This window comes from Nakamurella sp. PAMC28650, from assembly GCF_014303395.1.
Taxonomy (GTDB): Bacteria; Actinomycetota; Actinomycetes; order Mycobacteriales; family Nakamurellaceae; genus Nakamurella.
In genome coordinates this window covers 1,898,640-1,923,778 of record NZ_CP060298.1, presented here as the reverse complement: position 1 = coordinate 1,923,778, position 25,139 = coordinate 1,898,640, and the positions used below count along the sequence as shown (strand labels likewise).

Annotated in this window: 19 protein-coding genes, 2 pseudogenes and 1 riboswitch; of the genes and pseudogenes, 8 read left to right on the top strand and 13 right to left on the bottom strand. The window is 69.0% G+C overall.

Features of this window, described 5'->3' with window-relative positions:
* Nucleotides 1–45: 45 nt before the first annotated feature.
* Complete coding sequence (locus H7F38_RS08725; RefSeq protein WP_370531349.1) at nucleotides 46–2,064, top strand: ABC transporter ATP-binding protein; 2,019 nt, start codon at nucleotides 46–48, stop codon at nucleotides 2,062–2,064.
* Between the two features lie 471 nt (nucleotides 2,065–2,535).
* Nucleotides 2,536–4,305, top strand: a complete 1,770-nt coding sequence (locus H7F38_RS08720) for a DEAD/DEAH box helicase (protein ID WP_255498296.1) — start codon at nucleotides 2,536–2,538, stop codon at nucleotides 4,303–4,305.
* A gap of 93 nt (nucleotides 4,306–4,398) precedes the next feature.
* On the opposite strand, the gene H7F38_RS08715 is transcribed toward H7F38_RS08720, so the two are convergent.
* Together H7F38_RS08715 and H7F38_RS08710 are read right to left on the bottom strand one after the other, a co-directional pair.
* Nucleotides 4,399–4,830, bottom strand: a complete 432-nt coding sequence (locus tag H7F38_RS08715; RefSeq protein WP_187093729.1) for an SRPBCC family protein — start codon at nucleotides 4,828–4,830, stop codon at nucleotides 4,399–4,401.
* Between the two features lie 87 nt (nucleotides 4,831–4,917).
* A complete protein-coding gene (locus tag H7F38_RS08710) occupies nucleotides 4,918–5,916 on the bottom strand; it encodes an enoyl-CoA hydratase/isomerase family protein (protein WP_187093728.1) in 999 nt (332 codons plus the stop codon).
* A gap of 72 nt (nucleotides 5,917–5,988) precedes the next feature.
* Between H7F38_RS08710 and H7F38_RS08705 the strand changes: the two genes are divergently transcribed.
* Nucleotides 5,989–8,298 (top strand): protein kinase, encoded by a 2,310-nt coding sequence (locus H7F38_RS08705; RefSeq protein ID WP_187093727.1) that lies wholly within the window; start codon nucleotides 5,989–5,991, stop codon nucleotides 8,296–8,298.
* Here H7F38_RS08705 and H7F38_RS08700 read toward each other — a convergent pair.
* From H7F38_RS08700 to ssuE, 6 genes and pseudogenes are all read right to left on the bottom strand, one after another.
* Nucleotides 8,275–8,838 carry an NADPH-dependent FMN reductase gene (locus H7F38_RS08700; protein ID WP_255498295.1) on the bottom strand — a complete coding sequence of 188 codons (564 nt, stop codon included), beginning with the start codon at nucleotides 8,836–8,838 and terminating at the stop codon, nucleotides 8,275–8,277. The two genes, H7F38_RS08705 and H7F38_RS08700, sit on opposite strands and share 24 nt — an antisense overlap.
* On the bottom strand, nucleotides 8,835–9,155 hold the full coding sequence (locus tag H7F38_RS08695) for a hypothetical protein (RefSeq protein ID WP_187093726.1): 321 nt from the start codon (nucleotides 9,153–9,155) through the stop codon (nucleotides 8,835–8,837). Before H7F38_RS08695 ends, H7F38_RS08700 begins: the two co-directional genes overlap by 4 nt.
* Nucleotides 9,156–9,176: 21 nt before the next feature.
* Entirely contained in the window at nucleotides 9,177–10,268 is a 1,092-nt protein-coding gene (locus H7F38_RS08690) for an LLM class flavin-dependent oxidoreductase (RefSeq protein ID WP_187093725.1), read from the bottom strand.
* Nucleotides 10,258–12,237 (bottom strand): FAD/NAD(P)-binding protein, encoded by a 1,980-nt coding sequence (locus tag H7F38_RS08685; protein WP_187093724.1) that lies wholly within the window; start codon nucleotides 12,235–12,237, stop codon nucleotides 10,258–10,260. The genes H7F38_RS08690 and H7F38_RS08685 overlap by 11 nt, the downstream gene beginning before the upstream one ends.
* Nucleotides 12,234–12,614 (bottom strand): GNAT family N-acetyltransferase, encoded by a 381-nt coding sequence (locus tag H7F38_RS26590; RefSeq protein WP_370531348.1) that lies wholly within the window; start codon nucleotides 12,612–12,614, stop codon nucleotides 12,234–12,236. The genes H7F38_RS08685 and H7F38_RS26590 overlap by 4 nt, the downstream gene beginning before the upstream one ends.
* A gap of 222 nt (nucleotides 12,615–12,836) precedes the next feature.
* A pseudogene (gene ssuE / locus H7F38_RS26585) lies at nucleotides 12,837–13,367 on the bottom strand (NADPH-dependent FMN reductase); the annotation flags it as partial.
* 259 nt (nucleotides 13,368–13,626) lie between these two features.
* Nucleotides 13,627–13,738: riboswitch (SAM riboswitch) on the top strand.
* Nucleotides 13,739–13,775: 37 nt separating this feature from the next.
* Between ssuE and H7F38_RS08675 the strand changes: the two are divergent.
* The 5 genes from H7F38_RS08675 to H7F38_RS08655 all read left to right on the top strand — a co-directional run bounded on the left by H7F38_RS08675 (nucleotide 13,776) and on the right by H7F38_RS08655 (nucleotide 19,475).
* Nucleotides 13,776–15,035, top strand: coding sequence for an LLM class flavin-dependent oxidoreductase (locus tag H7F38_RS08675; RefSeq protein WP_187093722.1), 1,260 nt, complete (start codon nucleotides 13,776–13,778; stop codon nucleotides 15,033–15,035).
* Entirely contained in the window at nucleotides 15,032–16,429 is a 1,398-nt protein-coding gene (locus tag H7F38_RS08670) for an NtaA/DmoA family FMN-dependent monooxygenase (RefSeq protein WP_187093721.1), read from the top strand. The genes H7F38_RS08675 and H7F38_RS08670 overlap by 4 nt, the downstream gene beginning before the upstream one ends.
* Nucleotides 16,430–16,548: 119 nt before the next feature.
* On the top strand, nucleotides 16,549–17,265 hold the full coding sequence (locus H7F38_RS08665) for a GNAT family N-acetyltransferase (protein ID WP_222618661.1): 717 nt from the start codon (nucleotides 16,549–16,551) through the stop codon (nucleotides 17,263–17,265).
* Nucleotides 17,266–17,360: 95 nt separating this feature from the next.
* Complete coding sequence (locus H7F38_RS08660) at nucleotides 17,361–18,653, top strand: M20/M25/M40 family metallo-hydrolase (RefSeq protein ID WP_370531347.1); 1,293 nt, start codon at nucleotides 17,361–17,363, stop codon at nucleotides 18,651–18,653.
* Between the two features lie 87 nt (nucleotides 18,654–18,740).
* Nucleotides 18,741–19,475 (top strand): HAD family hydrolase, encoded by a 735-nt coding sequence (locus H7F38_RS08655; RefSeq protein WP_187093719.1) that lies wholly within the window; start codon nucleotides 18,741–18,743, stop codon nucleotides 19,473–19,475.
* Nucleotides 19,476–19,559: 84 nt separating this feature from the next.
* Here H7F38_RS08655 and H7F38_RS25940 read toward each other — a convergent pair.
* The 5 genes and pseudogenes from H7F38_RS25940 to H7F38_RS08630 all read right to left on the bottom strand — a co-directional run bounded on the left by H7F38_RS25940 (nucleotide 19,560) and on the right by H7F38_RS08630 (nucleotide 25,139).
* A pseudogene (locus tag H7F38_RS25940) lies at nucleotides 19,560–20,867 on the bottom strand (FAD-binding oxidoreductase).
* 178 nt (nucleotides 20,868–21,045) lie between these two features.
* Entirely contained in the window at nucleotides 21,046–21,783 is a 738-nt protein-coding gene (locus tag H7F38_RS08645; RefSeq protein WP_187093718.1) for an ABC transporter ATP-binding protein, read from the bottom strand.
* Nucleotides 21,756–22,559 (bottom strand): ABC transporter permease, encoded by an 804-nt coding sequence (locus H7F38_RS08640; RefSeq protein WP_370531346.1) that lies wholly within the window; start codon nucleotides 22,557–22,559, stop codon nucleotides 21,756–21,758. Before H7F38_RS08640 ends, H7F38_RS08645 begins: the two co-directional genes overlap by 28 nt.
* Nucleotides 22,560–22,653: 94 nt before the next feature.
* The gene (locus H7F38_RS08635) at nucleotides 22,654–23,802 is read right to left on the bottom strand and encodes an ABC transporter substrate-binding protein (RefSeq protein ID WP_187093717.1); all 1,149 of its coding nucleotides are present in this window, start codon (nucleotides 23,800–23,802) and stop codon (nucleotides 22,654–22,656) included.
* A 113-nt stretch (nucleotides 23,803–23,915) separates the two neighbouring features.
* The gene (locus H7F38_RS08630) at nucleotides 23,916–25,139 is read right to left on the bottom strand and encodes a PLP-dependent aminotransferase family protein (protein ID WP_187093716.1); all 1,224 of its coding nucleotides are present in this window, start codon (nucleotides 25,137–25,139) and stop codon (nucleotides 23,916–23,918) included.

The window sequence follows — 25,139 nt, the reverse complement described above, 5'->3', positions numbered from 1 at the left end:
GGCGGCGTGAGTACGCCCACCAAGAATTCCCAGTCGGAGGACGACATGGCCACCATTCGCGCTGCGGGTCCGGCCCGTCGCGGTCCGGGCAGCGGTGGTCCGATGGCCGGAATGGGCCAGCCGGCCGAGAAGTCGCTGAACTTCGGGCCGTCGGCCAAGCGGCTGTTCGGCCGACTCCAGCCCGAACGACTCGGGGTCTACCTGGTCTTCGTGCTGGCCATCTGCAGCGTGACGCTAGCGGTCCTCGGCCCGAAGATCCTCGGCAAGGCGACCGACACCATCTTCAGCGGAATCGTCGGCAAGCAGTTGCCGCTGGGCATCACCCGGCAGCAGGCGATCGACGCAGCCAGGGCCAGGGGCCAGAACTCCTTCGCCGACCTGATCTCCGGGATGAACCTGATCCCCGGGCACGGCATCGACTTCGGCTCGCTGGGCCGGGTCCTGATCACCGTCCTGTGCCTCTACGTCGCGTCCTCGGTGTTCTCCTGGTGGCAGGGATACCTGCTCAACGGCATCGTGCAGCGCACCGTCCTGCGGCTGCGCAATGACGTCGAGGACAAGCTGAACCGGCTGCCCCTGGCCTACTTCGACCGCCAGCAGCGCGGAGAAGTGCTGAGCCGCGTCACGAATGACATCGACAACGTCTCGCAGTCCCTGCAGCAGACCATGAGCCAACTGCTCACCTCCCTGCTCACGCTGGTCGGCGTGCTGGTGATGATGCTGATCGTCTCCCCCCTGCTGGCCCTGATCGCGGTCGTCGCCATTCCGCTGTCGTTGCTGGTCACCACCTTGATCGCGAAGCGATCGCAGAAGATGTTCGTGGCCCAGTGGCGACACACCGGCGCACTCAACGGCCAGATCGAGGAGGCCTTCACCGGCCACAGCCTGGTCAAGGTCTTCGGTCGTCAGCCGGAGGTCGAGCAGACCTTCCGGGACAAGAACGCCGAGTTGTACGAGGCTTCCTTCGGCGCGCAGTTCGTCTCCGGCATCATCATGCCGGCGATGATGTTCATCGGGAACCTGACGTACGTCGCGGTCGCCGTCGTCGGCGGTCTGCGGGTGGCCGGCGGCTCAATGACGCTCGGCGACGTGCAGGCGTTCATCCAGTACTCGCGCCAGTTCACCCAGCCACTCACCCAACTGGCCTCGATGGCGAACGTGCTGCAATCCGGAGTTGCTTCAGCGGAACGGGTTTTCGAGCTGCTGGACGAGACGGAGCAGTCTGCGGAGGTACAGCGCGTCGCCCCGATCACCTCCACCCAGGGCCGCGTAGCGTTCCAGGACGTGTCTTTCCGGTACCTGCCCGACACCCCACTGATCGAGGACCTGTCACTGGTGGCCGCACCCGGCCAGACGGTGGCCATCGTGGGGCCGACCGGGGCGGGCAAGACGACGCTGGTCAACCTGATCATGCGGTTCTACGAGATCGACGCCGGCCGGATCACCCTGGACGGCATCGACACCCGCGAGATGACCCGCAGCGACCTGCGTTCCAGGATCGGCATGGTGCTGCAGGACACCTGGCTCTTCGGCGGGACGATCCGGGAGAACATCGCATACGGCCGCCCCGGTGCCACCGAGGCCGAGATCCTAGCCGCCGCGAAGGCCACCTTCGTCGACCGATTCGTCCATTCGCTGCAGGACGGCTACGACACCGTGATCGACGCCGAGGGCAGCAATGTCAGCGCCGGGGAGAAGCAGTTGCTGACCATCGCAAGGGCCTTCCTGGCCGACCCGTCGCTGCTGATCCTGGACGAGGCGACCTCGTCGGTGGACACCCGCACGGAGGTGCTCGTCCAGAAGGCGATGGCTGCGCTCCGCACCGACCGGACGAGTTTTGTGATCGCCCACCGGCTCTCGACCATTCGCGATGCCGATCTCATCCTGGTGATGGAGGCGGGCCGGATCGTCGAGCAGGGCAGTCACGAGCAGTTGCTGGAAGCCCGCGGCGCCTACTTCCGCCTCTACAACGCCCAGTTCGCGGGGGCCGACATCGAGGAGGAGCCCGGGAACCTCCCTGCGCCACCCGCCTCCGGCCGGGGCGTCGAGCTCGCGAAGCCCTGACCCCCAGCGGGATCAACCCCGGCGTGGGTCCCCGCGGCGTGGATCAACCCCGGCGTGAGTCCCCATTTCGCGGAGGGCCCCGGCAGGCATGGACGAAAGTGACGACTCCTGTCACTCCAGTCCCAAATCGTCCACTTTGATCCATGCCTGCCACTTTGATCCATGCCTGACGACCTGATCCATACCCGGCGACCTACCCCGGGCCTGACGACCTGACGGATGCGTGCGCCACACCCGTGGGGGACATCTCAAGGCGGTGGGACACATCCGGACGCATCAGCAGTTAGACTGAGCGGGTCGAGACGCACCACCGGTGCGCTCGGGTCGTTGCTGCGGGTACCAATGAAGGTGCCTTCTTGTCCGCCGGTGTTGCCTGCCGGGTTGGCCAGCATTACGGCCACCCATCAGCGCGGCCGCTGCCAAAGGTCGCGTGCCACCGTGCCCTCGGCACAGCAAGGACTACCGAACTACATGTCTTCCCCCCAGTCTTCCTCGTCGAACCCGAGCCGGTCCTCTTCCGGCCAGGGCCGATCGAACAACGCCTCCGGCGCGCGACGCTCCGGCGGTCAGGGTCGTTCCGGCGGCGCCGGCGGCCAGCGCCGCGGCAGCGGCTCCACCCCCTTTTACTCCAGTGGGTCCTACCCGGCCGGATCCTCGACCAGCAGCATGTTCTCCACCGGCGCGTTCGCCGCGAGCATCCCGGCCACCGGGACCGACCAGGAGCGAGGCGCCCAGTCGCGCAACCGTTCCGAGGCTCCCCGTCAGACCGAACGGCGCGCCCCCCGCACGGACGCACCTCGAGGAGGTCGCCCGGCCCGCACCGATGGACCCCGCACCGACGCACCCCGCGGCGAGCGCCCTACCCGTTCCACGAACGATCGCCCGCGGACCGACAGCGGGCCGCGCACCGGGGACGCGAGCCGCAACCAGCGTGGCCGCGGCAGCCGCCGCAACGCCGCCGCCGACGACCGCACCCCCGTGGTCTTCGCCCCCAACACCCCGCACGCCGATGACCGTCCGCAGTCCCCGGCCGTCACCGCCGGCTCGCTGTTCGCCGCGGCGAAGACCGTCGTCGCCGATGCGGCTCCGGTCAGCGACGTCAGCTTCGCGGAACTGGGCGTCCCCGAGAAGCTGATCAAGCCGCTCAACGCCCTCGGCGCCATCAACCCGTTCCCGATCCAGGCGGCCACCCTCCCGGTCTCGCTGACCGGCCGTGACGTGCTCGGCCGCGGCCGTACCGGCTCCGGCAAGACCATCGCGTTCGCGGTACCGCTCGTCGTCCGGCTCACCGGCGGACGCCGCACGCCGAACCGCCCGCGCGGTCTGGTGCTGCTGCCCACCCGGGAGCTTGCCCTCCAGGTCGCCCGCACCATCGAGCCCTTGGCCACCGCCGCCGGCCTGAAGACGGTGACCATCTTCGGCGGCGTCGGCTTCGGACCGCAGATCTCCGCCCTGCGTTCGGGGGTCGACATCGTCATCGCCTGCCCCGGGCGCCTGGAGGATCTCATCAAGCAGGGTGTCTGCAATCTGGGTGACGTCGAGGTGACCGTTCTCGACGAGGCCGACCACATGGCCGATCTCGGCTTCCTGCCCGGTGTCCGCCGGCTGCTGCGGGCGACCCGCCCGCACGGCCAGCGTCTGCTGTTCTCGGCCACCCTGGACAACGGGATCTCCGTACTGGTCAACGATTTCCTGACCGACCCGGCCGTCCACGCGGTGGACGACGCCTCCTCGCACATCGAGACCATGACCCACCACGTCTTCGCGGTGAACAAGGACGACCGCAACGAGGTCATCCGGCAGCTCGCACTCGGCGGCGGTCGCAAGATGTTGTTCACCCGCACCAAGTTCGGGGCCAAGAAGTGGGCGGCTGCGCTGTCCAAGAACGGTATCCCGGCGGTCGACCTGCACGGCAACCTCTCGCAGAACGCGCGCGAACGAAACCTGGCCGCCTTCTCGACGGGCAGCGCAAAGGTGTTGGTCGCCACCGACATCGCCGCCCGCGGCATCCACGTGGACGATGTCGAACTGGTCGTCCATCTCGATCCCCCCACCGAGCACAAGGCCTACCTGCACCGCTCCGGACGGACCGCGCGGGCCGGCGCCGGTGGCACCGTCATCACGGTCATGCTGCCCGAGCAGGCCGAGGACGTCCGCAAGCTGATGAAGCTGGCCGGGATCTCCGCCACCACGACCGCGGTCCGACCCGGGCACGCCGCAATCGGCGAACTCGCCGGCTGAGCGAAACATCCACCGGCACCACCGCATTCCGAGCAGCGGCCCCCGTCTTGAAGACGGGGGCCGCTGCCCGTTCCGGGGAAGAGTACCTCCGGATCAGAGGGCGTTGATCACGGCCGGCATCTGCTTCTCGACCTGGTCCGCGAGCTTGTTGAACTCACCCTTCAGCGCCCAGCCGAAGAGCTTGATGACACCCTTGAAGTCCAGATTGGCCGTATAGCTGATCCTGGTCCCCTCCGGAAGCGCGGTGAAGCTGAGGTCGTCGGTGGACGTGACCGTCTTGTTGACGCCTTCGAAGACCAGGCGGTGCGGATCCAGGGAGACCAGCCGGTAGTCCAGCGCCGTTTCCCGACCACGGAACTTGGAGACGTTCTTCCACTTCGACCCGACCTGCACCGGTCCGCTGTCGACCCGTGCGCAGGTCACCGTCCCGGGGTCCCAGGATTCGGCGTGGGCGAAATCAGACAGATACTTCACCACTTCCTCGATCGGCTTGACGACCGTGAACGTGCGATTGACGCTGACCATGACGTATTCCTTGTCTACGAAGGTGGAACTTTCCAAGCTGTACCCGCTGCACTGCAGGTCAAACGAGGTGGCGAGGCCGTCGAGCCCTCACGCGGCGAGTGGCTCGAAGTAGGACAGCACGTCCCTCCGCGTCACCTCGGCCAGCGTGGACGGATTCCACCGCGGTGCGCGGTCCTTGTCGATCACCCGCGCCCGGATGCCCTCGACGAAATCGCGGTGGTGCAGGAATCGGCTGCACACCCGCAGATCCTGCTCCAGCACCTCGTCGACCGTCATGTCGGCGGCCCGGCCGATCGCCTCCAGGGTGACCTTCAGTGCGGTGGGCGACATGGCCGAGATGACGTCGGCCGCGGCCTGCGCCGCCGATCCGGAATCAGCGCGGAGACGCTCGAGGATCTCCTCGACACTGCCTGCCGAGTAACAGGTGTCGATCCATCCGGGATGCGCGGACGGTCCCGGGACCGGGAGTGCCGGGACCACCCCGGCGCGCAGTTGGACAGCGAGCGATCCGAGGTCGGAGGACTTCACCAGGTGATCGGCCAGACCGGCGTGGATGGCGCCGGGACCATCCAGGCGGTGGCCGGTGAGCGCGCAGTGGACGCCGAACCGACCCGGCGACCTGGCCAGCAGGTACAGCGCTCCGACGTCCGGCGACAGGCCGATCGCCGTCTCCGGCATCGCCACCTGGGACCGCTCGGTCACGATTCGCACGGAGGCGTGCGCCGAGATCCCGACGCCCCCGCCGAGGACGATGCCGTCCATGAAGGAGACCACCGGCTTCCGATAGCGGGCGATGAGGGCATTCATCTCGTACTCCTGGGCCCAGAACGCTCCCGGTGGCACGTCCCGGCCGTGAATGCCCTCGTAGACCTCCCTGATGTCGCCTCCGGCGCACAACCCACGAGGACCGGCTCCGTCGATCAGCACCACCTGGACCTGCGGATCCAGCGCCCACGAGGTCAGCGCCCGCGAGGCAGCGGCGATCATCGGCAGGCTCAGCGCATTGATCCGTTCGGGGCGGTTCAGCGTCAGGTGGCCCAGTCGGCCCTGCACCTCGGTCAACACATGCTCGGAGTCGACGGTCATGACGTGCACGCTAGCCGGGCAATGCTGACAATCGGGCTTGCGGGTCCCCTCCGCACTGGCACAATGCCGGACATGACGCCCGCTCCGGGCGAGGTCTTTGCCGGCTTCATCATCGAGCGCGAACTGGGCTCGGGCGGTATGGGCGTCGTCTACCTCGCCCGGCACCCCCGGCTGCCCCGGCACGTCGCCCTCAAGCTGCTCCGGACGGATCTGGGATCCGACCCGTCGTTCGTCGGACGCTTCCAGCGCGAGGCCGAAACGGTCGCGCGCCTCGACCATCCCAACATCGTGTCGATCGACGACAGCGGCGTGCACGACGGGCAGCTCTGGATCAGCATGCGCTTCATCGACGGTACGACCGCCTCCGAGGCACTGCGTGGCTATGCGGCGGGCATGCCGCCCGAACGCGCCGTGCACATCATCGAGAAGGTCGCCGCAGCATTGGATTTCGCACATCGTCACCGCGTGGTGCACCGAGACGTCAAGCCCGCCAACATCTTGTTGACGACGGACCCGGACGAGAAGGACGAGCGCGTCTACCTGACGGATTTCGGGGTCGCCAAGGCCATGGACGAGATCGAGGCCCAGGCGACCTCGCTGACAGCCGCCGGTGGTGTGGTCGCCACCCTGGACTACGCCGCACCCGAGCAGATCGAGGCGAAACCGCTCGACGGGCGGTGCGATGTGTTCGCGCTGGGCTGCGTGTTGTACAAACTGCTGACCGGGGTGATCCCGTATCCGGGAGACAACCTGGCCGCCAAGGTCTACGCGCGCATGCACCAGCCCGCTCCGGTGCCCAGCTCCCTCGTGCCGACGCTGCCGGCCTCGTTCGATGCAGTGATCGCGACGGCTCTGGCCCGCGAGCCCGCCGACCGGTACCAGACGTGCAAGGCGTTGGCCGTCGCTGCGCGCGCGGCGCTGTCCTCGGCCCCCCCGGGGCAGACGTCAACGGTCCAGATCCCGCCACCGGACCCTGACGCCACCCAGCTGGTACTCAGCGGCCCACCCCCCGACCTGCCCGGCGCAGGTCAACCCGGCGCAGGTCAACCCGGCCCGGCAGCTCCCCGATTCGAGGCACCCCGACCCGGAACGCCCCGACCCGGAACGCCCCGACCCGAACTGCCAGGGGTGGACACCGGCATCTCGGGCGGCTACTCCTCGGCCGAAAGCCTCCCGCCAGAACTCGCGCAGCTGCTGGCGCCCGGGATGCGCGGGGTCGGTGGTCCGTCCGGGCCGGACCACCCGACCGATCACCGCCGTCGTACCCGCCGGCGGTCCTTGGCGGCCATCGGTGCAGTGATCCTGGTGGCAGCGGTGGTCATCGGCGTCAGCCTTCTCCCCCGGAGCCAGGTGGCCGGCAACGCGAAGATCCAGGACCGGGCCGCCACCGCCGGGCCCTCCGCATCATCCGGTGCGTCGACATCATCAGGTGCGTCGACCCGGCCGGTGGCCGGGCTGCCGTCGACCGGGGCGTCGTCGACCGGGCTACCCGTGGCCGGCCTCCCCCACTCGGCGCCGCTGTCGACCACCACCCTGGTCGTCTCACGGCAGTACGGGACCGGCTTCGCGCTGTATCTCGTCGACGCGACGACCGGCGTCGTCGGGAAGCGGGTCTCCCCCGAATCCGACCATGGCCAGAACCCACTGCTGTCGCCCCAGCGCGGATCGATCGTCTACGTGCAGGGCGATGCCAGCGGCAACACCCTGCGGACGGTCGCCGCCGACGGCACCGGTGATCGGCTGCTGTTCGCCCGCCCGGCCGGCTGCTCCTCGGTCGGCCGGCCCGCCTGGGATCAGGCGGACCCGCAGTTGTTGGCCATCAACTGCGGAATCCTGGGAGGCCCCGTCACACTGCAGATCGTCGACCTGACGGGCCGGGTCCGCAAGACTCTGGCGACGACGGGTCTGGCGATCGTCGACGACCTGACGTTCTCCCCCGATGGCACCAGGATCGCCTACTGGGGCTCGCCCGACCGTCAGGCCGGCGACGGCAGGCTCTACGTCCAGGCCGTCGACGGCTCGTCCGCACCGGGGCCGATCACCCCGGCCGGCAGCCACGACGGCGACTGCGACTTCTCACCGGACGGTCGGCAGATCACTTTCCGCCGGGTGGTCACCGACGGCACCGGCAGTCACGCGTACATCGCGGTCGTCGATGCTTCCGGCTCCGCGCCGGCCACGGTGTTCGCCGCCGCCGGCCAGGGACCCGTCTGGTCGCCGGACGGCAAGCAGATCGCCTACAAGGGCGACGTCACCGTGGCGGGCGGTGCGACGAAACCGGAGATCCTGGTCCTCACGACGGCGTCGCCGGGCCGGCCCCGGGCGCTGGCCGACGGCGACAAGGGCAGCGTCAGCGGATCACCGATCTGGGGCTACCGCTGATCGTCCGGCCAGAGCGCCGACCACCGCAGCCAGTACGGCGCCCTGCTCCGACACGAATCCGGCCACCGATCCGGCCAACTCCGCGATGTCGGCCTCGGCCAGCAGGAACGACGGAACGGGCAGCACTGCACCGAGTTCGCCCAGCACCGGGCGAAGCTGCAGGTCCGCCAGGTGTTTGTGGGCCGGACCGGCCGAAACAATTAGCGGGACAACGACTGTGCGTGACAGCGAACCGGAAGGCAGGGTGTCGAGCATCAGTTTCAGGAGACCGGTGAAGGATGCCTTGTAGGTCGGCGTGGCCAGCACCAGCACGTCGGCGGCCCGCACCGCGTCGACCGCTTCCGCAGCCGCCTCCGACAGTGACCACGGCGCCAGCAGCCCGGGAGCGATCCCGGCCAGGTCGATGATCGTGGTGTTGCTCGCGGGCAGCACCCGGGCGATGGCTTCGGCCAGCGTGGTGGCGGCCGTGAGGGTCCGGGAACCCGGCTTCGGGTTCCCGACGACGACCACCACGCTGACTTCGCCCGTCATGCCCGTCATCGACGTCCACCCCGCAGGGCCAACTCGAACGACTTCCCCTCCGCCCCCCGGGCACGGACGGTGCCCTCGACCGGGACGGCCAGTCCGTTCTCGTCGCCGGCCACGGTGTAGCCGTCGTCGACCATTGCGGTCGGCACGGCGTGGCCGTCCGGCACCGAGAAGATCCCGGGGAGCCCCGGCAGCCTGGACCGTCGCCCGGGCAAGCAGTGGAAACTGGTCGGGCTGGACCAGCCGTGCGGTATGGCCAGGGCCCGCTCCCGCCCGACGTGCCGGCTCTGCCGGTCTGTCTCGGAATCCGTGCGTAGCGACGTGGTCATGTTCTCCTCCGCTCCGGCTCTTCAGGCAGCCGCGGTCGCGGCGTCGCGGCGGGCGACCTCGGCCCGCACCAGCGGAATGACGTACCGACCGAAATCAATGGCGTCGTCGAGGATGTCGTATCCACGGGCGGAGAGGATGCGAACGCCGAGGTCGTAGTAGTCCAGCAGCGCGGCCGCCACCGTCTCGGGGGACCCGACCAGCGCCGTCGAGTTGCCGCCGCCACCGGTCAGCGCAGTGGGCGCGGTCCACAGGGCCCGATCGTGCCGCTCCCCCGCGGCCACCGCCGCGAGCAGTCGCTGCGACCCGGAGTTCTCCGGGCTCCCACTCCGACGGAACGTGGACCGGCCGGCGGCATGGTCCTTGATCCGGCCGAGGATGCGATCCGCCTTCTCCCACGCCAGTTGATCGGTCGGGGCGATGATCGGTCGGAAGGCGACCTGGAGGGTCGGGCGGAGCCGGCCGGCGGCGGCTGCCGCCTTGTCGATGGAGGCGATCTGCTCCCTGGTCCCGGCCAGCGGTTCACCCCAGAGCGCGTAGATGTCGGATTCGGCAGCACCCACGGCGTAGGCCGCCGGCGACGACCCCCCGAAGGAGACCCGTGGTCGCGGCTGCTGGATCGGGAAGATATCCGAGACGAAATCCTTGATCTGGTAGTACTTCCCGTCGTAGTCGAAACGCTCGGTCGAGGTCCAGGCCTGCTTGACGATCTGGATGTACTCCCTGGTGCGTTCGTAGCGCGAGTCCTTGTCGAGGTGGTCGCCCTCGGCCGCCTGGTCGGCGGTGGAACCACCGGTGATGAAGTGCACCTCGAATCGGCCGCCGGAGATCTGGTCCAGGGTCGCGAACGTCTTGGCCGCATAGGTGGGGACCGAGACGTTGGGACGATGGGCGAGCACGAGGTTGATGCGCTCCGTCTGCCCGGCGATGTAGGCCGCGACGGCGGCCGGGTCCGGCGACCCGGAATGGTAGGCGAAAAGGATTCTGTCCCAACCGTTGTCCTCGTGCGCCCTGGCCAACCGCCGGGTGTAGCCCAGATCCAGGCTTCCGCCGCTGCGGCCGGTTACCTCACTGGCGTCGTTGGTGCCCGCGATCCCCAGGAACTCAACTGGCATGGCTCTTCTCGATTCTGTGCTCGTGCGCGAGGGAGGTGGTCGAATGGTGGAGCCGGGCCGCCAGGGCCAGCAGCTCGCGCGCGACCCGGTCGTTCTGCCGGAATCCGGGACCGTTGAAACCGGGCCGGGCAAAACCTGCCGAACCCGCCGAGCCGGACACGGAGGGGCCCAGCAGGAACCTTCGCGGGTGTGCCGTCCGATCTGCCCGCAGGGCACGTGACCGGTCGTCGGCCAGCAACTGCCCACCACCGAGCGCGGTGCCGTCGGCGGCGATCAGGTCCTCCGCGGCGAGCTCTCCGGCCGCGAGCAGACCGGCGATGATCGGGTCAGAGGCCGCCCGGACGTCCGGACGAGGCAACCTCGCGTCGACCAGTACGTCGGCCTCGATCACCCCGTCGACCGCCGACGAGCTCCCGACGAATCGTCCGTCCTGCACACCGACCTGCAGATCCGGACCGGCGAAGTGCAGCAGCCCGGCGCGGTGCAGGGCGAGCATCTCGTCCAGCCTGCGCGGCGGCGGACCGCTGGCCAGGAACGAGAACAATCCGTGGAAGTCTCCCTCCACGTGCTGCACGCGGTCGGCGGCACTGATCCGACCGGCCACGACGGCCCCGGCCAGCACGCCGTAGACGGTCAGCAGGGCGTTGAACACCGCCGCGTCGGCCGAGTGGTCGGGATCACGACGTCGCCGCAGGTCGATGCCGATGTACTCGACCAGCGCGGCCGTCAGCGCATCGTGATCGGTGAAACGACGGCCACGCAGCGGACGGTCGATGGCGCCGAGATCGAACCGGTCCTCCGGCGCCGGCACGGCGGTCGCGACGAAATCCGCGAAACCGGGCGCAGTGACGTCGGCCTCGGCCAGGGCCGCGGCGAACTGGTCCCAAGGGGTCCTCACCCGATCGGAGTGGAACTCGAACAACCTGCGATAGTGCGCGTGCGTGAGTTCCTTGACGATCAGCGGCCACAGCCGGGTGCGGAAATCTGCGGTCCCGGAGGAATCGGTGGCCGCAGCCACGGCGGCCGGGGTGAAGTGCACCGGAGCCACCGGCGCGGCCGCGCCCAGGCTGTAGCCGAGCTTGGCGTGGTAGGGAACCCCCCGGCGGGAACCCACGTACAGCACCGGCTCGGCCCCGCCGGGCAGGTATTCGAGCGCACCGGCCGCCGTTTCCCGGAACCGTCCGCCCCTCCCCTGGAAGACCAGGACCATGAGGTCGACGAAGGCCAGTCCGAAACCGCGCACCAGCACCCGGCTGCCGGGCCGCAGGCCACCGAGATCGATGTCGGCGGTGTATCCGGGCGGCACGTACGTCAGGCCGTTCTCCTGCGCCGAATCGGTCAGCGACACCTCGACCGCCGTCGGGCGCCGATCGAGATAGCCCTGGGCCAGGACCACCAGATCGCCCTGCAACACGGCTCCGTCGGTCAGCCGTACCTGTTGCTGTGCAACGGATGCACCGGCGTCCGGACCGCCGATGCCACGCTGGGGCAGGGCATCCGTCACCGAAACAGCACGCTGCCGGTGCACGGTGACCGTGACATCTGCGGCGAGCGAGCCCACCACCCGGTCGAAGGTCCAGGACAGGTACAGGGACTGGACCTCCCGGCTGGCGAAGTCGTTCGGTCCGAAGGCATCGGCCTGATCGCGCAGGCCCGCATCGACGAGCACCTGCCGGCCGGGGCCGGCCACCCACCGGTCCAGCGCAGGGCCGGGCACGATCGGACCCTCGCACCTGACCGACTCGTCGGTGAAGATCGTGACGTCCTTGGCCATCGAGTTCATCCACAGCAGCGGCGACTGATCGCGCCGCCAGATCCGGCCGCCACCAACGGGATACGGATCGACGATGTGGATGTCGAGGCCGGCGCCGCCCAGCAGGTCCGGCGCGTTCGCCGCGATGCGCTCCAGGAGGGAGACGGTGCGGGGGCCGCCGCCGACGAAGACCAGCACCGCCGGAGCGGCGCTCACCGGCCGACTCCCACCGGGATGTCCCGCCCGGATTGCCGAGGGGGCTGGACCCAGTCCGACATGCCTGCGCCGCTGACCAGCTCCTTGGCGAATGCGAGCGGCCCGATCGATTCCGGATCGGCCGACAGATCGAACCTTGCCCGGTACCCGGCCGCGAGGTAGAGCTCGCAGGCCTCCGGCTGACGCGGGCCGGTGGTGAGGTGGATGCGTCGGTAACCCAGATCCAGTGCCACCTGCTCCAGTTCGGCCATCAGTCGCCGCCCAAGCCCGCGCCTGCGGTGGGCCGGCGACGTCCAGACACGCTTGACCTCGGCGGTCTCGTCGTCGTACCGCCTGATGGCGCCGCCGGCGATGGTGACGCCGTTCTCGGTCAGCACGAGGAAGGTGCCATCTGGCGGTCCGAAGTCCTGCGCCGGCACCTCGACCAGCTCGGTGTAGTCCGAGACGCGGCCGTACCTGGTTCCGTACTCCACCTTGAGATCCTCCAGCAGCGGCGCGAGGTCGGGATCGCCGACCTCGGCCCGTAGCACCGTCAGATCCGGCGCTCCGACCTGCGGGGAGACCCGCCCGGTGTTCCGTCGAAGGGACTGGACCGCCGATCGGTGACCCAAGGTGGACAGAAAACTCTCCGTCACCTCGGCCACCGGGCCGGCGGAGGCAGGATCGATCAGTACACCGCCATCGGGGAAGACCTTGACGTGCGACGCGAGCACGAACCAGCCCTGCCCGACGTGGGCGGCGCCCAGGCTGTTCAGCACTGGCCGAAGCGCGTAGTCCACCGCCAGCACGTGGGCGGGGGAACCGCCGGTCACCAGCGGAAGAACCGACTTGCCACGAAAGGCGAACTGCGGCAGGAGGTCCAGGAAAACCTTGAGCAGGCCCGAGTAGGCCGCCTTGTACACCGGCGACACGACCACGACCGCGTCGGCGATCTCCACGGCGGCCACGGCAGCGGCGATCTTCGGGTCGGTGAGGTCGGCCGACAGCAGCGCCGTCGCGGGCAGGTCTCGCAGCACCAGCGGCGTCACGGCGTGGCCGGCCCGCAGGATGCGCCTGGTGACGTGGGACAGCAACGCATCGGAGCTGGAGGCGCTGGACGGACTGCCGGCAATGGTCACGATGGTGGACATATCACTCCTGCTGCATCACTCACGGACGGGTCTCTGCTGTTGCGCACGCTCGTGGCCATCCCTGGCCGTGCGGGAACGCCGCTGTCCCTGCTCCTTCGGATGCCAACCCCGCACCAGACTCCAACAAACCTACGGCGAAGATGTTTCCCGAAGTGCGGGAGAACGGTGCAAATCCGGTGGCGAGCGGTCGCAGCGGTCCACCGTCGACGGCCGCATCGGGCGACCGGAATGCCTGGACCCGGTGATAGCGTTGCGCCCAGGTAACGAGTGTCAGCGATGGGCCCTGGCTTGCTGACCGGCAACCCTCCTCCGCGGTGGGGTGCTCCAGGTGATGACCTGGCGGTAGCCATCCGGCTCCGCAAGCGCGAACGTGGACCGGGCGTCGTCCGTTCCGAAAAGGTGATGGTCATGTCTTCAGTTCTTCCTGGGTCGCCCGGGTCCGCCCCGTTGCACCTGGCGGTGGCACTCGACGGGGCCGGCTGGCATCCGGCCGCCTGGCGGGAGCCCGCCGCCCGTCCGGCCGAATTGTTCACCGCCCAGTACTGGCTGGACCTGGTCCGCGAGGCCGAACGCGGGCTGCTCGACCTCGTGACGATCGAGGACTCCTTCGGATTGCAGGCCAGAGGCCTGGACCCGGCGAACGAGCGGACCGACGAGGTCAGGGGGCGTCTGGACGCGGTGCTCATCGCCGATCGGGTGGCGCCGCAGACCCACCACATCGGTCTCGTCCCGACCGTTTCAGCCACCCACACCGAGCCCTTCCACGTCTCGAAGGCCATCGCCACCCTCGACTACGTGAGCACGGGGCGGGCCGGCGTGCGCGTGCAGGTGTCCCCCCGAGCCGAGGAGGCCAGGCACTTCGGTCGCCGGGTCCTGCCGGAATCGGGCGCAGCCGACCTCTCCACACCTGCTGCCGGCGAACTGATCTCAGAACTTTTCGGCGAGCTGGTCGACTACGTCGAGGTAATACGGCGGCTCTGGGACAGCTGGGAGGACGACGCCGAGATCCGCGACGCGGCTTCCGGGCGATTCATCGACCGGGACCGCCTCCACTACATCGACTTCGACGGGTCGCACTTCTCGGTGAAGGGTCCGTCGATCGTGCCGAGGCCCCCGCAGGGTCAGCCGATCGTGGCCGCGCTGGCCCACTCCGGCCTTCCTTACCGTTGTGCCGCCGCGAGTGCCGACATCGTGTTCGTGACGCCCACCGACACCGTCGATGCCGGGCGGATCGTGGCCGAGGTTCGCGCGGCGCAGGCGGACATCGGCCGCGCGGAGGCGGATCTCGCAGTGTTCGCCGACCTGGTGGTGTTCCTGGACGACCAATCGGAATCCGGCGCCGACCGGAAGTCGCGCCTGGATCGCCTCGCCCGCGCGGAGTACCGCTCCGACGCCCGTATCTTCGCCGGGTCGGCGGCCGCACTGGCCGATCTGCTCGCGCAGTGGCAGTCCGTCGGGATCAGCGGCTACCGGCTGCGCCCAGGGGCCCTGCCGGATGACCTGAACGCGATCACCGGCGCCCTGGTGCCGGAGCTGCAGTCCCGCGGACTGTTCCGGTCCCGGTACGAAGCCGACTCGCTTCGAGGACTTCTCGGGCTCGAGCGACCGGCGAACCGCTACGCCAGGGCCGCTGCCGCTCCGGTCGCTGCCGAAGGAGTCTCCGCATGACGAACACGCAGGGCGGGCCCCGCAAGCAGGTGCATCTGGCCGCGCACTTCCCCGGCGTCAACAACACGACCGTGTGGAGCGACCCCCGGTCGGGCAGCCACATCGAGTTCGAGTCGTTCCGGCGATTCGCCCAGATCGCCGAGGGCGCGAAGTTCGACTTCCTGTTCCTGGCCGAGGGTCTGCGCCTGCGTGAGCAGAACGGCAAGATCTACGACCTCGATGTGGTCGGACGGCCCGACACCTTCGGTGTGCTGACTGCTCTCGCGGCCGTCACGCAGCGGATCGGGCTGACGGGCACGATCAACTCCACCTTCAACGAGCCCTATGACGTGGCCCGCCAGTTCGCCACCCTCGACCATCTCTCGGGCGGCCGGGCGGCCTGGAACGTGGTCACCTCCTGGGACGCCTTCACCGGTGAGAACTTCCGTCGTGGAGGCTTTCTCGCCCAGGACGAGCGGTACGGGCGGGCCAGGAGCTTTCTGAGCGCCGCCGCCGAACTGTTCGACTCCTGGAACGGTGACGAGATCGTCGCGGACAAGGAGACCGGAACATTCCTGCGGCACGGTAGTCCCGGTGAGTTCTCTGTCCACGACGATCATTTCGACATCGAGGGGCACTTCAACGTGCCCCGCAGCCCCCAGGGGCGTCCGGTGATCTTCCAGGCCGGCGACTCCGACGAGGGCCGCGAGTTCGCCGCCTCCACCGCCGATGCCATCTTCACCCGGCACGGCACCCTGGACGCTGGTCAGGCCTTCTACCGTGACGTGAAGAGGAGGCTCGCGCAGTACGGACGCCGTCATGACGAGCTGCTCGTGCTCCCGGCCGCCACCTTCATCCTCGGTGACACCGAGGCCGAGGCGCAGGAGTACGCCGCCCACGTCCGGCGGCAGCAGGTCAGCGGGCAGACGGCGATCAAGTTCGCCGAGCAGCTCTGGAACCGCGATCTGAGCTCCTACGATCCGGACGGCCCGCTGCCGAGCGTCGACCCTCTCGTGGGCGAGAACACCATCGCCAAGGGTCGGGCCAGTGTCCGGATGAATGCCGATCCGGTGGCCGTGGCGAACGAATGGCGGGAACTGGCCGAGGCGAGGGGACTCTCGCTCCGCGACGTGGTGGTCGAGAAGACCGCGCGGCAGAACTTCATCGGCACCGCGGAGACGGTGGCCACCACCATCGACGAATACGTGCAGGCCGACGCCAGTGACGGATTCATCCTCGTGCCGCACATCACTCCGGACGGCCTCGGCGAATTCGCGGACAAGGTGGTGCCGATCCTGCAGGAGCGCGGCGTCTTCCGCGCCGAGTACCAGGGGACGACGCTGCGCGATCACCTGGGTCTGACGACTCCGGCGGCCCGGACGCGGGCCCGTGCCGGATCCGGTGCGGCCTCGTGAGCGTGGGTCAGCAGGGTGTCGATCAGCGGGGTGCCGATCAGCAGGGTGTCGATCAGCGGGGTGCCGATCAGCAGGGTGTCGATCAGCGGGGTGTCGATCAGCAGCGGGATCTCCCGCCGCTGGCCGCGCTCGCAGCTCGGCAGGACCTCACGATCGGGGACCCGGTCCTGGACAACGTGGCGTGGGCTGCGCTGACCGGGCCGCAGGCCCGGTTCGCCGAACGGATCGGCCGGGCGGCCAGATACCGACCGGAGATCGGTCCGTTCGTCGCGCTGGAGGATCACCGGGACCCGCAGGCGTGGATCGACGTCGCCCAGCTGGTCGGTGAGGGCGGGACCTTCGCGGTCGCCGGTGACGACGTGCGACCCCCACCCGGCTGGGCGTACTCCTCCGTCGGCGGCGGCGTCCAGCTCGTCGACGTCGGGCTGGAGAAGGCGCCCGATCCGGAAGCGGAACCGCTGTCCCTGACGGATGCGCCGGAGATTCTCGACCTGATCCGACGCACCCGGCCGGGCCCGTTCCGCTCCCGCACCGTCGAACTCGGCGGCTACCTCGGCATCCGCCGCAACAGCGCCCTGGTCGCGATGGCCGGGCGGCGGATGCACCCGCGGGGATGGGTCGAGATCAGCGCGGTCTGCACCGATCCCGGCTACCGGGGACAGGGCCTGGGCACACGCCTGGTGAGGGCGGTGGCGGCAGACGTCTCCGCGGAGGGCGACCAGGTCTTCCTCCACGCCGCGGCGGGTAATACCGCTGCCATCCGCCTGTACGAGTCGATCGGGTTCCGGCTCCGCCGGATCACCGACTTCCTGAGCGTGACGGTGCCGATCCAGTGACGCCGGCGCCCAGGTCGGACGCCCGGACGTCAGAGGCAAGCACGCCAGCAGCCCCGCCACCGGCCGCTCCGCCATCGGCCGCGCAGCGCGAGGTCCTGGAGCTGGCCCACCAGCTGATCCGGATCGACAGCACCAACACCGGTGACGCGGGTTCCAGCATCACCGAGCGGGCCGCGGCGGAATGGGTGGCCGAGAAACTGTCCGAGGTGGGTCTGGATCCCGTCTACGTGGAGTCCGGCGCGCCGGGGCGCGGCAACGTCATCGTCCGGCTGGCCGGCGCGGACCCCACCCGCGGCGCGCTGCTCATCCACGGACACCTGGACGTCGTCCCCGCCGAGCCTGCGCAGTGGTCGGTGCACCCGCTCTCCGGTGAGGTGAAGGACGGCTATCTCTGGGGTCGCGGAGCCGTCGACATGAAGGACATAATCGCCATGTCCCTCGCGGTGTTGCGCCAGTTCGCCACCGACGGCGTGCTGCCACCGCGCGATCTGGTGTTCGCCTTCCTGGCCGACGAGGAATCGGGTGGGTTCTTCGGCGCGAAATGGCTGGTGCGCCACCGTCCCGACCTGTTCGAAGGGGTCACAGAAGCCATCGGTGAGGTCGGCGGATTCTCCGAGACCTTCACCGGCGTCTCCGGTGACCCGGTGCGCGCCTACCTGATCGAGACGGCCGAGAAGGGCGTCACCTGGATGCGGCTGAAGACCCGCGGCACACCGGGTCACGCCTCCATGCTGAACACCGACAATGCGGTGGCCAAGCTCGCCGCCGGGATCACGCGCCTGCAGGACCACCGGTTCCCGCAGATCATCACGCCGGCGCTGCAGGAGTTCCTGGCCGGTGTCACGGACCTGACCGGGATGGACTTCCCAGAGGACGATCTGGATGCGGCGGTGGCCAGACTCGGCAATCTGTCCCGCATCGTCGGGGCCACCCTGCGGGACACCGCCACCGTGACCACCTTTCACGCCGGCTACAAGGGCAATGTGGTGCCGTCCCTGGCCGAGGCAACGGTGGACTGCCGGATCCTGCCCGGACGTGAGGGCCTGTTCTACGACGAGCTGGCCGACATCCTGGGGCCGGACATCGAACGTGAGTGGGACGATCTCCCCCCGGTGGCCACGACGTTCGACGGTGCGCTCGTGGACGCGATGACCGCCGCGCTGGTGGCCGAGGATCCGGGAGCGATGGTGTTGCCGTACATGCTCTCCGCCGGGACCGACGCGAAGTCCTTCGCCGAACTCGGCATCCGGCATTTCGGCTTCGCGCCCTTGAAGTTGCCCGCCGACCTCAACTTCTCGGCGTTGTTCCACGGCATCGACGAGCGGGTACCGGTCGACGCGCTGGAGTTCGGCACGCGAGTGCTGGACCGGTTCCTGCGCAACTGCTGAGGGCTGCTGCGCCGCGGCCCGATCTGATGTGTTGTTCTGTTGTCACATCTGCGGTAGGCAGGTGACACCTGCTCGAGAGGACCTGCTGTGCCCGATCCCGCCCCGACCACGTGCGAACCCGAACGACTGCCGGTGACGGTGGTGCTCTGGGACATCGACGGGACTCTCTCGACCACCGGCGGGATCTCGAGCCGGGCCTTCCTCGATGCGATCCAGGACGTGGCCGGGCGGCGTCCGGACGGGCGCAATCTGGACCTCGGCGGACGGATCGATGCCGAAATCGCGTCGACGCTGTTGACCTCGATCGACAGCGACCCGGCACTGGTTCCGCAGGTCCTCGCCCGGCTGCACGAGATCGTGATGAGCCGGATCGACGATTTCCGGGCCAACCTGCGCCCGCTGCCCGGCGCCGCGGCGGTACTGGCCCGGCTGGAGGCGGCCGGTGTCCGGCAGACCGTGGTCACCGGGAACATCGAGAGCGTCGGGCGGCTCAAACTCGAGTCGGCCGGGCTCGTCCCCCCGATCGAACCGGATCTGGGCGGGTTCGGCGACCATGCCCAGAGCCGCGCCGCGGTGGCGCAGCTCGCACTGGACCGGGTCGTCGCGCATCGGTGGGCGGACGGGCCGGACCAGTGCTGGATCGTCGGCGACACTCCCCGGGACCTGCTGTGCGCCAGGGCTATCGGCGTGCACTGCGCACTGGTGGCCACCGGTCGGCATTCGATGGAGTCGATGGCCGACCTCGGCGCAGATCTCGTCATCCCCGGGCTCGATCGGGCGGAAGAGTTGTTCCGACGCTGGAATCTGATCCCGGTTCAGTAGGGAACGGCTCCGCACGTACCCCCGCCGCAGCCAGGTCGGCGAGCCGCGCGGGCGCGCGCGGGTGATGGTTCATCGCGAGCTGCACTACCGTGCCGGCGATCCCGGCCCGCCCGAGTTCGGCGGCGCATCCGCCGCCGTCGAGACCGGCGCCAGCCAGCTCTGCGGCACCAGGATCCCGGCCGGATCGAAGACCCTGGCCATGCTGCGCTGGAGTTCCAGGCTCCTCGGTCCCAATTCCTGGGCCAGCCATTTCCGTTTGGCGATGCCGATCCCGTGCTCCCCGCTGATGGTGCCGCCGAGAGCCAGTGCTGCCCTAACCAACTCGTCCGCCGCTCGGTGCAGGCGCTCGGGAGCGACACCGCCGTCGGCCTCGGACCGGTGGACCGACAGGACCGGATGCAGATTGCCGTCGCCGGCGTGCGCGACGACCTCCACCTCCAAGCAGTGGTCGGTGCCGATCTCGCCGATGATGGTGATCATCTGCGCAAGCGCCGATCTCGGTACGGCGACATCCTCGCCGACCAGCCAGCTGTCGATGATCGGGCCCCGTCCCGACCGCCGCAGCCAGAGATATCTGGCCGCCTGCAGTTCGTCGAGCCGCTCCACCGTCGCGCCGACCGTCGTCAGGGCGTCGGCCAGTTCTTCGGCCTCGAGATCGGCGCCCTAGCCGTCCGTCTGGGCAATCAGGAGCGCGTTTCCCCGGGCCGCCAGATCCGTTTGCTGCGCACGATCGATGGCTTGCAGCGCCCCCGAGTCCAAGAACTCGAGCACGCTCGCCTGCACCCGGGACCGCACGACCGCCAACACCCCTTGCGCTGCGCCCTCCGCGGACGGGAAGAAGGCGGTGAGGGTGGCGGTCCGCACCGGGCGTGGCCGAAGACGCAGGACAGCCTCGACGACGATCCCGAGGGCACCCTCGGACCCGACGAACAGCGAGGTCAGGTCGAACCCGGTGACGCCCTTGATGGTGCGTCGGCCAGTTCGCAGCAGCGTCCCGTCGGCCAGCACCACGGTCAGGCCGAGCACCGAGTCACGCGTGACACCGTACTTGGTGCAGTGCAGCCCGCCCGCGTTGGTCGCTATGTTGCCGCCGATGCTGGAGATCTCGTGGCTGGCCGGATCCGGCGCGTACGTCAGGCCGTGCTGCTCCGCCGTCCGGTCCAGGTCGGCCGTGATGACACCTGCTTCCACGACTGCGATCTCGTCATCCGGGAGGATCTCCAGGATGCGGGTCAGGCGTTCTGTCGAGACCACCAGCGAATCGTCGGCGGCGACCGCGCCGCCGGACAATCCGGTGCCGCTCCCCCGGGGTATCACCGTGATCGAGTGCGCCGTGGCCGCCCGCAGCAGGATCTGGACCTCCTGGACCGATTGCGGGAAGGCGATCGCCATCGGCATTCCGGGCAGGCGGATACCCGACCGGTCCGTGCAGGCCCGTTCCCGGTCCTCGAGCGAGGTGGCCAGCCGGTCCCGTGGCAGCGACGTGCGCAACTGGGTCAGGAACGCCCACCGACGGTTCGTCGCCGCGACCGAGTTGTCGAGATGGTCGGTGGTTTCGCGGTGCTCGCTCTCAGTGGTCGATGACACCGAGTCGCTCCAGAAGTTCGCCGCGCATCGACACCAGCCCGGGGTCAACGATATCGCGGGGTCTTGGCAACTCGACCCTGACCTCGTGTGCGATGACCCCGCGATCCATCACCAGGACCCGGTCGGCCAGCAGCAGCGCTTCCTCGACGTCGTGGGTGACCAGCAGCACCGCACACCGGTGCAGCGCCCAGAGGTCCGCCACCAAGGACTGAGCGGTCAACCGCGTCAGGGCATCGAGTGCCGAGAAGGGCTCGTCCAGGAGCAGTAGGTCGGGTTCCCTGACCAGAGCCCTGGCCAGGGACACCCGCTGGGCTTCGCCGCCGGACAGCACCCTGGGCCACACGTCCGCCCGGTGGCCCAGTCCCACCTCGGCGAGGGCCGCATCAGCCCTACTCCGGCTCGGACGGCCCGGCAGCCCGAGAACGATGTTGCGCCACACCCTCTTCCACGGCAACCGCGGTGACTGGAAGGCGACGGCACGCTGCGCCGCCACCTCGATGACCCCCGACACCTCGCGGTCCAGGTCGGCCAGCACCCGCAGCAGAGTGCTCTTGCCGCAGCCACTGGCCCCGAGCAGCACCACGAACTCGCCGGGAGCGATGTCCAGGTCGAGGTTCTCGATGATCGAACGGTCACCGAAGGATTTGGACAGTCCCCGTACCCGCACCGCGCTCCGCCCGGCGGCGGACGGTCTCAACTCGTCGCGAACGTCGGCCGCCATGACAGCACCACCTTTCCGAGTCCACGGACCAGCACGTCGGCGACGAGCCCGAGCAGCGCGTAGAGCACCAGGCAGAGCAAGATGGTGTCGGTCTCGTAGAAGTCGCGTGCCTGGTTGATCAGGAAACCGATACCCGATGTGGCGTTGATGGTTTCGGCGAAGACCAGGATGAGCCACGAGACACCGATCGAATAGCGCAGCCCGACCAGCGCACTGGGTAGAGCAGACGGCAGGATGACGTGGCGGACCTGGGCCCACCGGTTCAGGCCGACCGTGCGGCCGGCCTCCACCAGGGTCGGATCGGTACCTCGGATGCCGGCGAACAGATTGAGGTACAGCGGGAAGAAGACCCCCAGCGCGATCAGGACGATCTTGGGTTCCTCGCCGATCCCGAACCAGATGATCAGCAACGGGATCAGCCCGACCACGGGAATGGTTCGCAACATCTGGATCGGCGCGTCGACCAGGTCCTCGCCCCAGCGGAAGAGCCCGGACACCACGGCCAGGACGAGCGCCGCCGACAGTCCGAACAGCAGACCGAATCCCACCCGGGTGGCCGACGCCGAGATGGCCGACTGCAACTCGCCGGTGCCCAGCAGTTCCTTCGCTTTCGAGAGCACCCGCGCCGGCGACGCCAGCGTGTTGTCCGACAGCCATCCCTGCGAACTGGCGACCTGCCACAGACCGACCAGCGCCACCGGACTGATCGCCTTGCTGACGATGCGCGGGATGCGGCGGCGACGTCTCGTCGAATTGCCCCTGGCCCGTACCAGCACCGTGGGAACCGTCCGGACGAAGGCCTCCGTGTGGTCGGCGACACTGCGGCGCTGGGTGCCGCGCACTTCGGGCAGCTCCGTCACGTCACTCACGTCAGCCGACAACGTACTCACTCTCGATCCTGGTCAGGTCGGGATTGAGCGACGTCGTCCAGAAGGGCTTGATGTCGAACGACTTCTTCACGATGCCCGCAGCCACGAAGGTGTCCAGAACTGACTGCTGCGAGGCGATCTCGGCGTCGGTCACGGTGACGAACCGGCTCGGCCGCTGCTTCTCCCCGTCGACGAAGGTCTGCTTGGCCTGCGCCACGGGCTGCTTCGTCTGCGACGCCACCACCGCTGCCCATTCGTCGGGGTGAGCCCTGGCCCAGTTGTAGGCGCGCTGCTCACGGGAGAAGAAGTCCACGATCGCGGCCTCGAGTTTCGGGTCCGCGAGCGTCTTGGGCAGGACCAGGAACGGGTAGTTGCCCGACAGCAGACCCCGTGCGTCGACCAGCGTGGTCGCGCCCTTCGCGTGGGCGGTGATGATCGCATTGCCGTAGGAGGCGAGCGCGTCGACCTGGCCGGACAGCAGAGCCGCCAGACCGTCACTGGTCGACAGGGCGACCGGCGCGATGTCCGCCCAGTTCAGACCCGCCTTCTTCAAGCTCTCGAAGAGGAAGAGGTGGGCGGTGGTGTTCTGCACGTAGGCCACCTTCTTGCCCCGGAGGTCGGCCACCGTCGTGATCGCGCTGCCGGCCGGCACCACCACCTCCTGCAGGAGGGTCGTCCCCTGCCGGACGGCGATCGTGACGAGGCTGCCCACTCCCCCGCTCCGGGCCGCGAAGATCGGTGGGATCTCACTGGCGTTGGCCAGGTCGATCGCACCGGCCCCGAGCGCCTCGAGCTGGAGATTGCCGCCCTGGAAGACACTGTCGGTGATCTTGTAGGGCGTGTTGTCCAATCCGGCCTTCTGCAGGATCAGTTGCTGCAGCGCATATCCGGTGTCCCCGATCCGCAGCGTCACGCCGGTCAGGTCGAGCCCGGACCGATTGGCGGCGGCCGACCCGGCGGCGCCGCTCGCCGGTGCGGCGGAGCGGGTCGAGCCGGCCGAGCTCGCTGAGCTCCCGGTGACCGATGCTGCGGCACTGCTGCACGCGCCGGCAAGCAGGGCGACCAGTAGTGCGCCGACCGTCAGGCCCAGTCGCTGCCGCCGGGCAGGTCGGTGCGGTCGAGCAGGATGTTGCGGTGGAAAAGTGTTCATCAGTCTTGCCTTTCGGGGTCTGCATGGATCAACTTGCGCGATTTGGGACTCGAGTGACAGAACTCGTCATGTTGAGCCATGCCTGCGTCTTTGATCCATGCCAAAGGGGGAGGTCAGCGGGTGTCGTCGAGAGCAGCCGCAAGTCGTTGTGCTGCAACGGGTAGCTGGTCCACGGTCGGCGCGGAAAAGGCGAACCGGAGATGCCGGTTCCATTGGCGACCGCCGTCGGCCGCGAAATGACGTCCGGAGGTCAGCAACAGGCCACGCGCCGCTGCCGCCGAGACGAGCGGCGCCGCCGTGCGCTCCGGCGAGGTCAGCGTGGCCCAGACGAAGAACCCACCGTCGGGTGCGGTGAATTCCAGATCCCCAGAGGTGTGTGCGGCCAGAGCTTTCGAGAAGACCGCCGCCTTCTCCCGGTGGATCGATCGGTTGCGGACGAGCAGTCGGTCGAACCAGCCGGGTTCGCCGAGCAGTTCCAGGACGATGCTCTGGCCGACCGTGCCCGAGTGGAAATCGATGCGGCGGCGGACGTTCTCCAGATGTGGCACCAACCATGGCGGAGCGATCAGCCACCCGAGGCGCCACCCGGCCCCGAGGGTTTTGGTGAAAGTCCCCACGCGGACCACGTGACTCGACCCAACCGCGAAATCGTCGACGTAGCCACCACCGAAAGTGGTGTCACGGTAGGGGTTGTCGGACACGATCACGAAGCCGTAGCGCTCCGCCAGATCGACCAGCCAGAGGCGGTCGGAGGCGGGAAGCACCCCACCGCTGGGGTTGTGGAAATCCGGCACCGTGTAGACGACCTTGATCCGTACTCCGGCGCGGAGGTGGTCGGCGATCGCCTGCACGTCGATGCCGTCGCTCCCGACGGCGACCGGCAGTATGGTGGCGCCGTACTGCTCGGCGATCCGGACGGTGTCGGGGAACACCGGATCGTCCAGCACGACCACATCTCCGTGATCCAACAGGGTACTGAAGATCAGCGAGATCCCATGCAGTGCACCGTTGGTCACCAGAACCTGGGCGGGATCCGCATCCTCCCGACGTCCGATCCACTCCCGCAGCCCGGGGAGTCCGGCGTGGGGGCCGTAGTCAAGAGCCGCCTCGCCCCCGGGCCGATCCGCGAAGATGTGATCTGCTGCCCGGCGGAAGTCCGCCAGTGGCAGGGATTCGGGGGCCGGTGCACCGCTGACCAGCAGAATGGGCGCGGGCCCACCCGGTTGACGGGCCGGACGGGCGAACGGCGCCGCGGTCGACAGTGCAGACACGCGGGCCGCGACCCGGACCGCGGTTTCCTGCTCGGGCACGCCGGCCCGATCGATAGTTGCTGGCAC

Excerpts from the sequence above, each read along its gene's own strand:
- H7F38_RS08700 (WP_255498295.1), bottom strand. The coding sequence starts at position 8,838 with ATGACGGGCATGACGGGCGAAGTCAGCGTGGTGGTCGTCGTCGGGAAC.
- H7F38_RS08670 (WP_187093721.1), top strand. The coding sequence starts at position 15,032 with ATGACGAACACGCAGGGCGGGCCCCGCAAGCAGGTGCATCTGGCCGCG.
- H7F38_RS08695 (WP_187093726.1), bottom strand. The coding sequence starts at position 9,155 with ATGACCACGTCGCTACGCACGGATTCCGAGACAGACCGGCAGAGCCGG.
- H7F38_RS08715 (WP_187093729.1), bottom strand. The coding sequence starts at position 4,830 with ATGGTCAGCGTCAATCGCACGTTCACGGTCGTCAAGCCGATCGAGGAA.
- H7F38_RS08675 (WP_187093722.1), top strand. The coding sequence starts at position 13,776 with ATGTCTTCAGTTCTTCCTGGGTCGCCCGGGTCCGCCCCGTTGCACCTG.
- H7F38_RS08645 (WP_187093718.1), bottom strand. The coding sequence starts at position 21,783 with ATGGCGGCCGACGTTCGCGACGAGTTGAGACCGTCCGCCGCCGGGCGG.
- H7F38_RS08690 (WP_187093725.1), bottom strand. The coding sequence starts at position 10,268 with ATGCCAGTTGAGTTCCTGGGGATCGCGGGCACCAACGACGCCAGTGAG.
- H7F38_RS08720 (WP_255498296.1), top strand. The coding sequence starts at position 2,536 with ATGTCTTCCCCCCAGTCTTCCTCGTCGAACCCGAGCCGGTCCTCTTCC.
- H7F38_RS08635 (WP_187093717.1), bottom strand. The coding sequence starts at position 23,802 with ATGAACACTTTTCCACCGCAACATCCTGCTCGACCGCACCGACCTGCC.
- H7F38_RS08710 (WP_187093728.1), bottom strand. The coding sequence starts at position 5,916 with ATGACCGTCGACTCCGAGCATGTGTTGACCGAGGTGCAGGGCCGACTG.
- H7F38_RS08705 (WP_187093727.1), top strand. The coding sequence starts at position 5,989 with ATGACGCCCGCTCCGGGCGAGGTCTTTGCCGGCTTCATCATCGAGCGC.
- H7F38_RS08725 (WP_370531349.1), top strand. The coding sequence starts at position 46 with ATGGCCACCATTCGCGCTGCGGGTCCGGCCCGTCGCGGTCCGGGCAGC.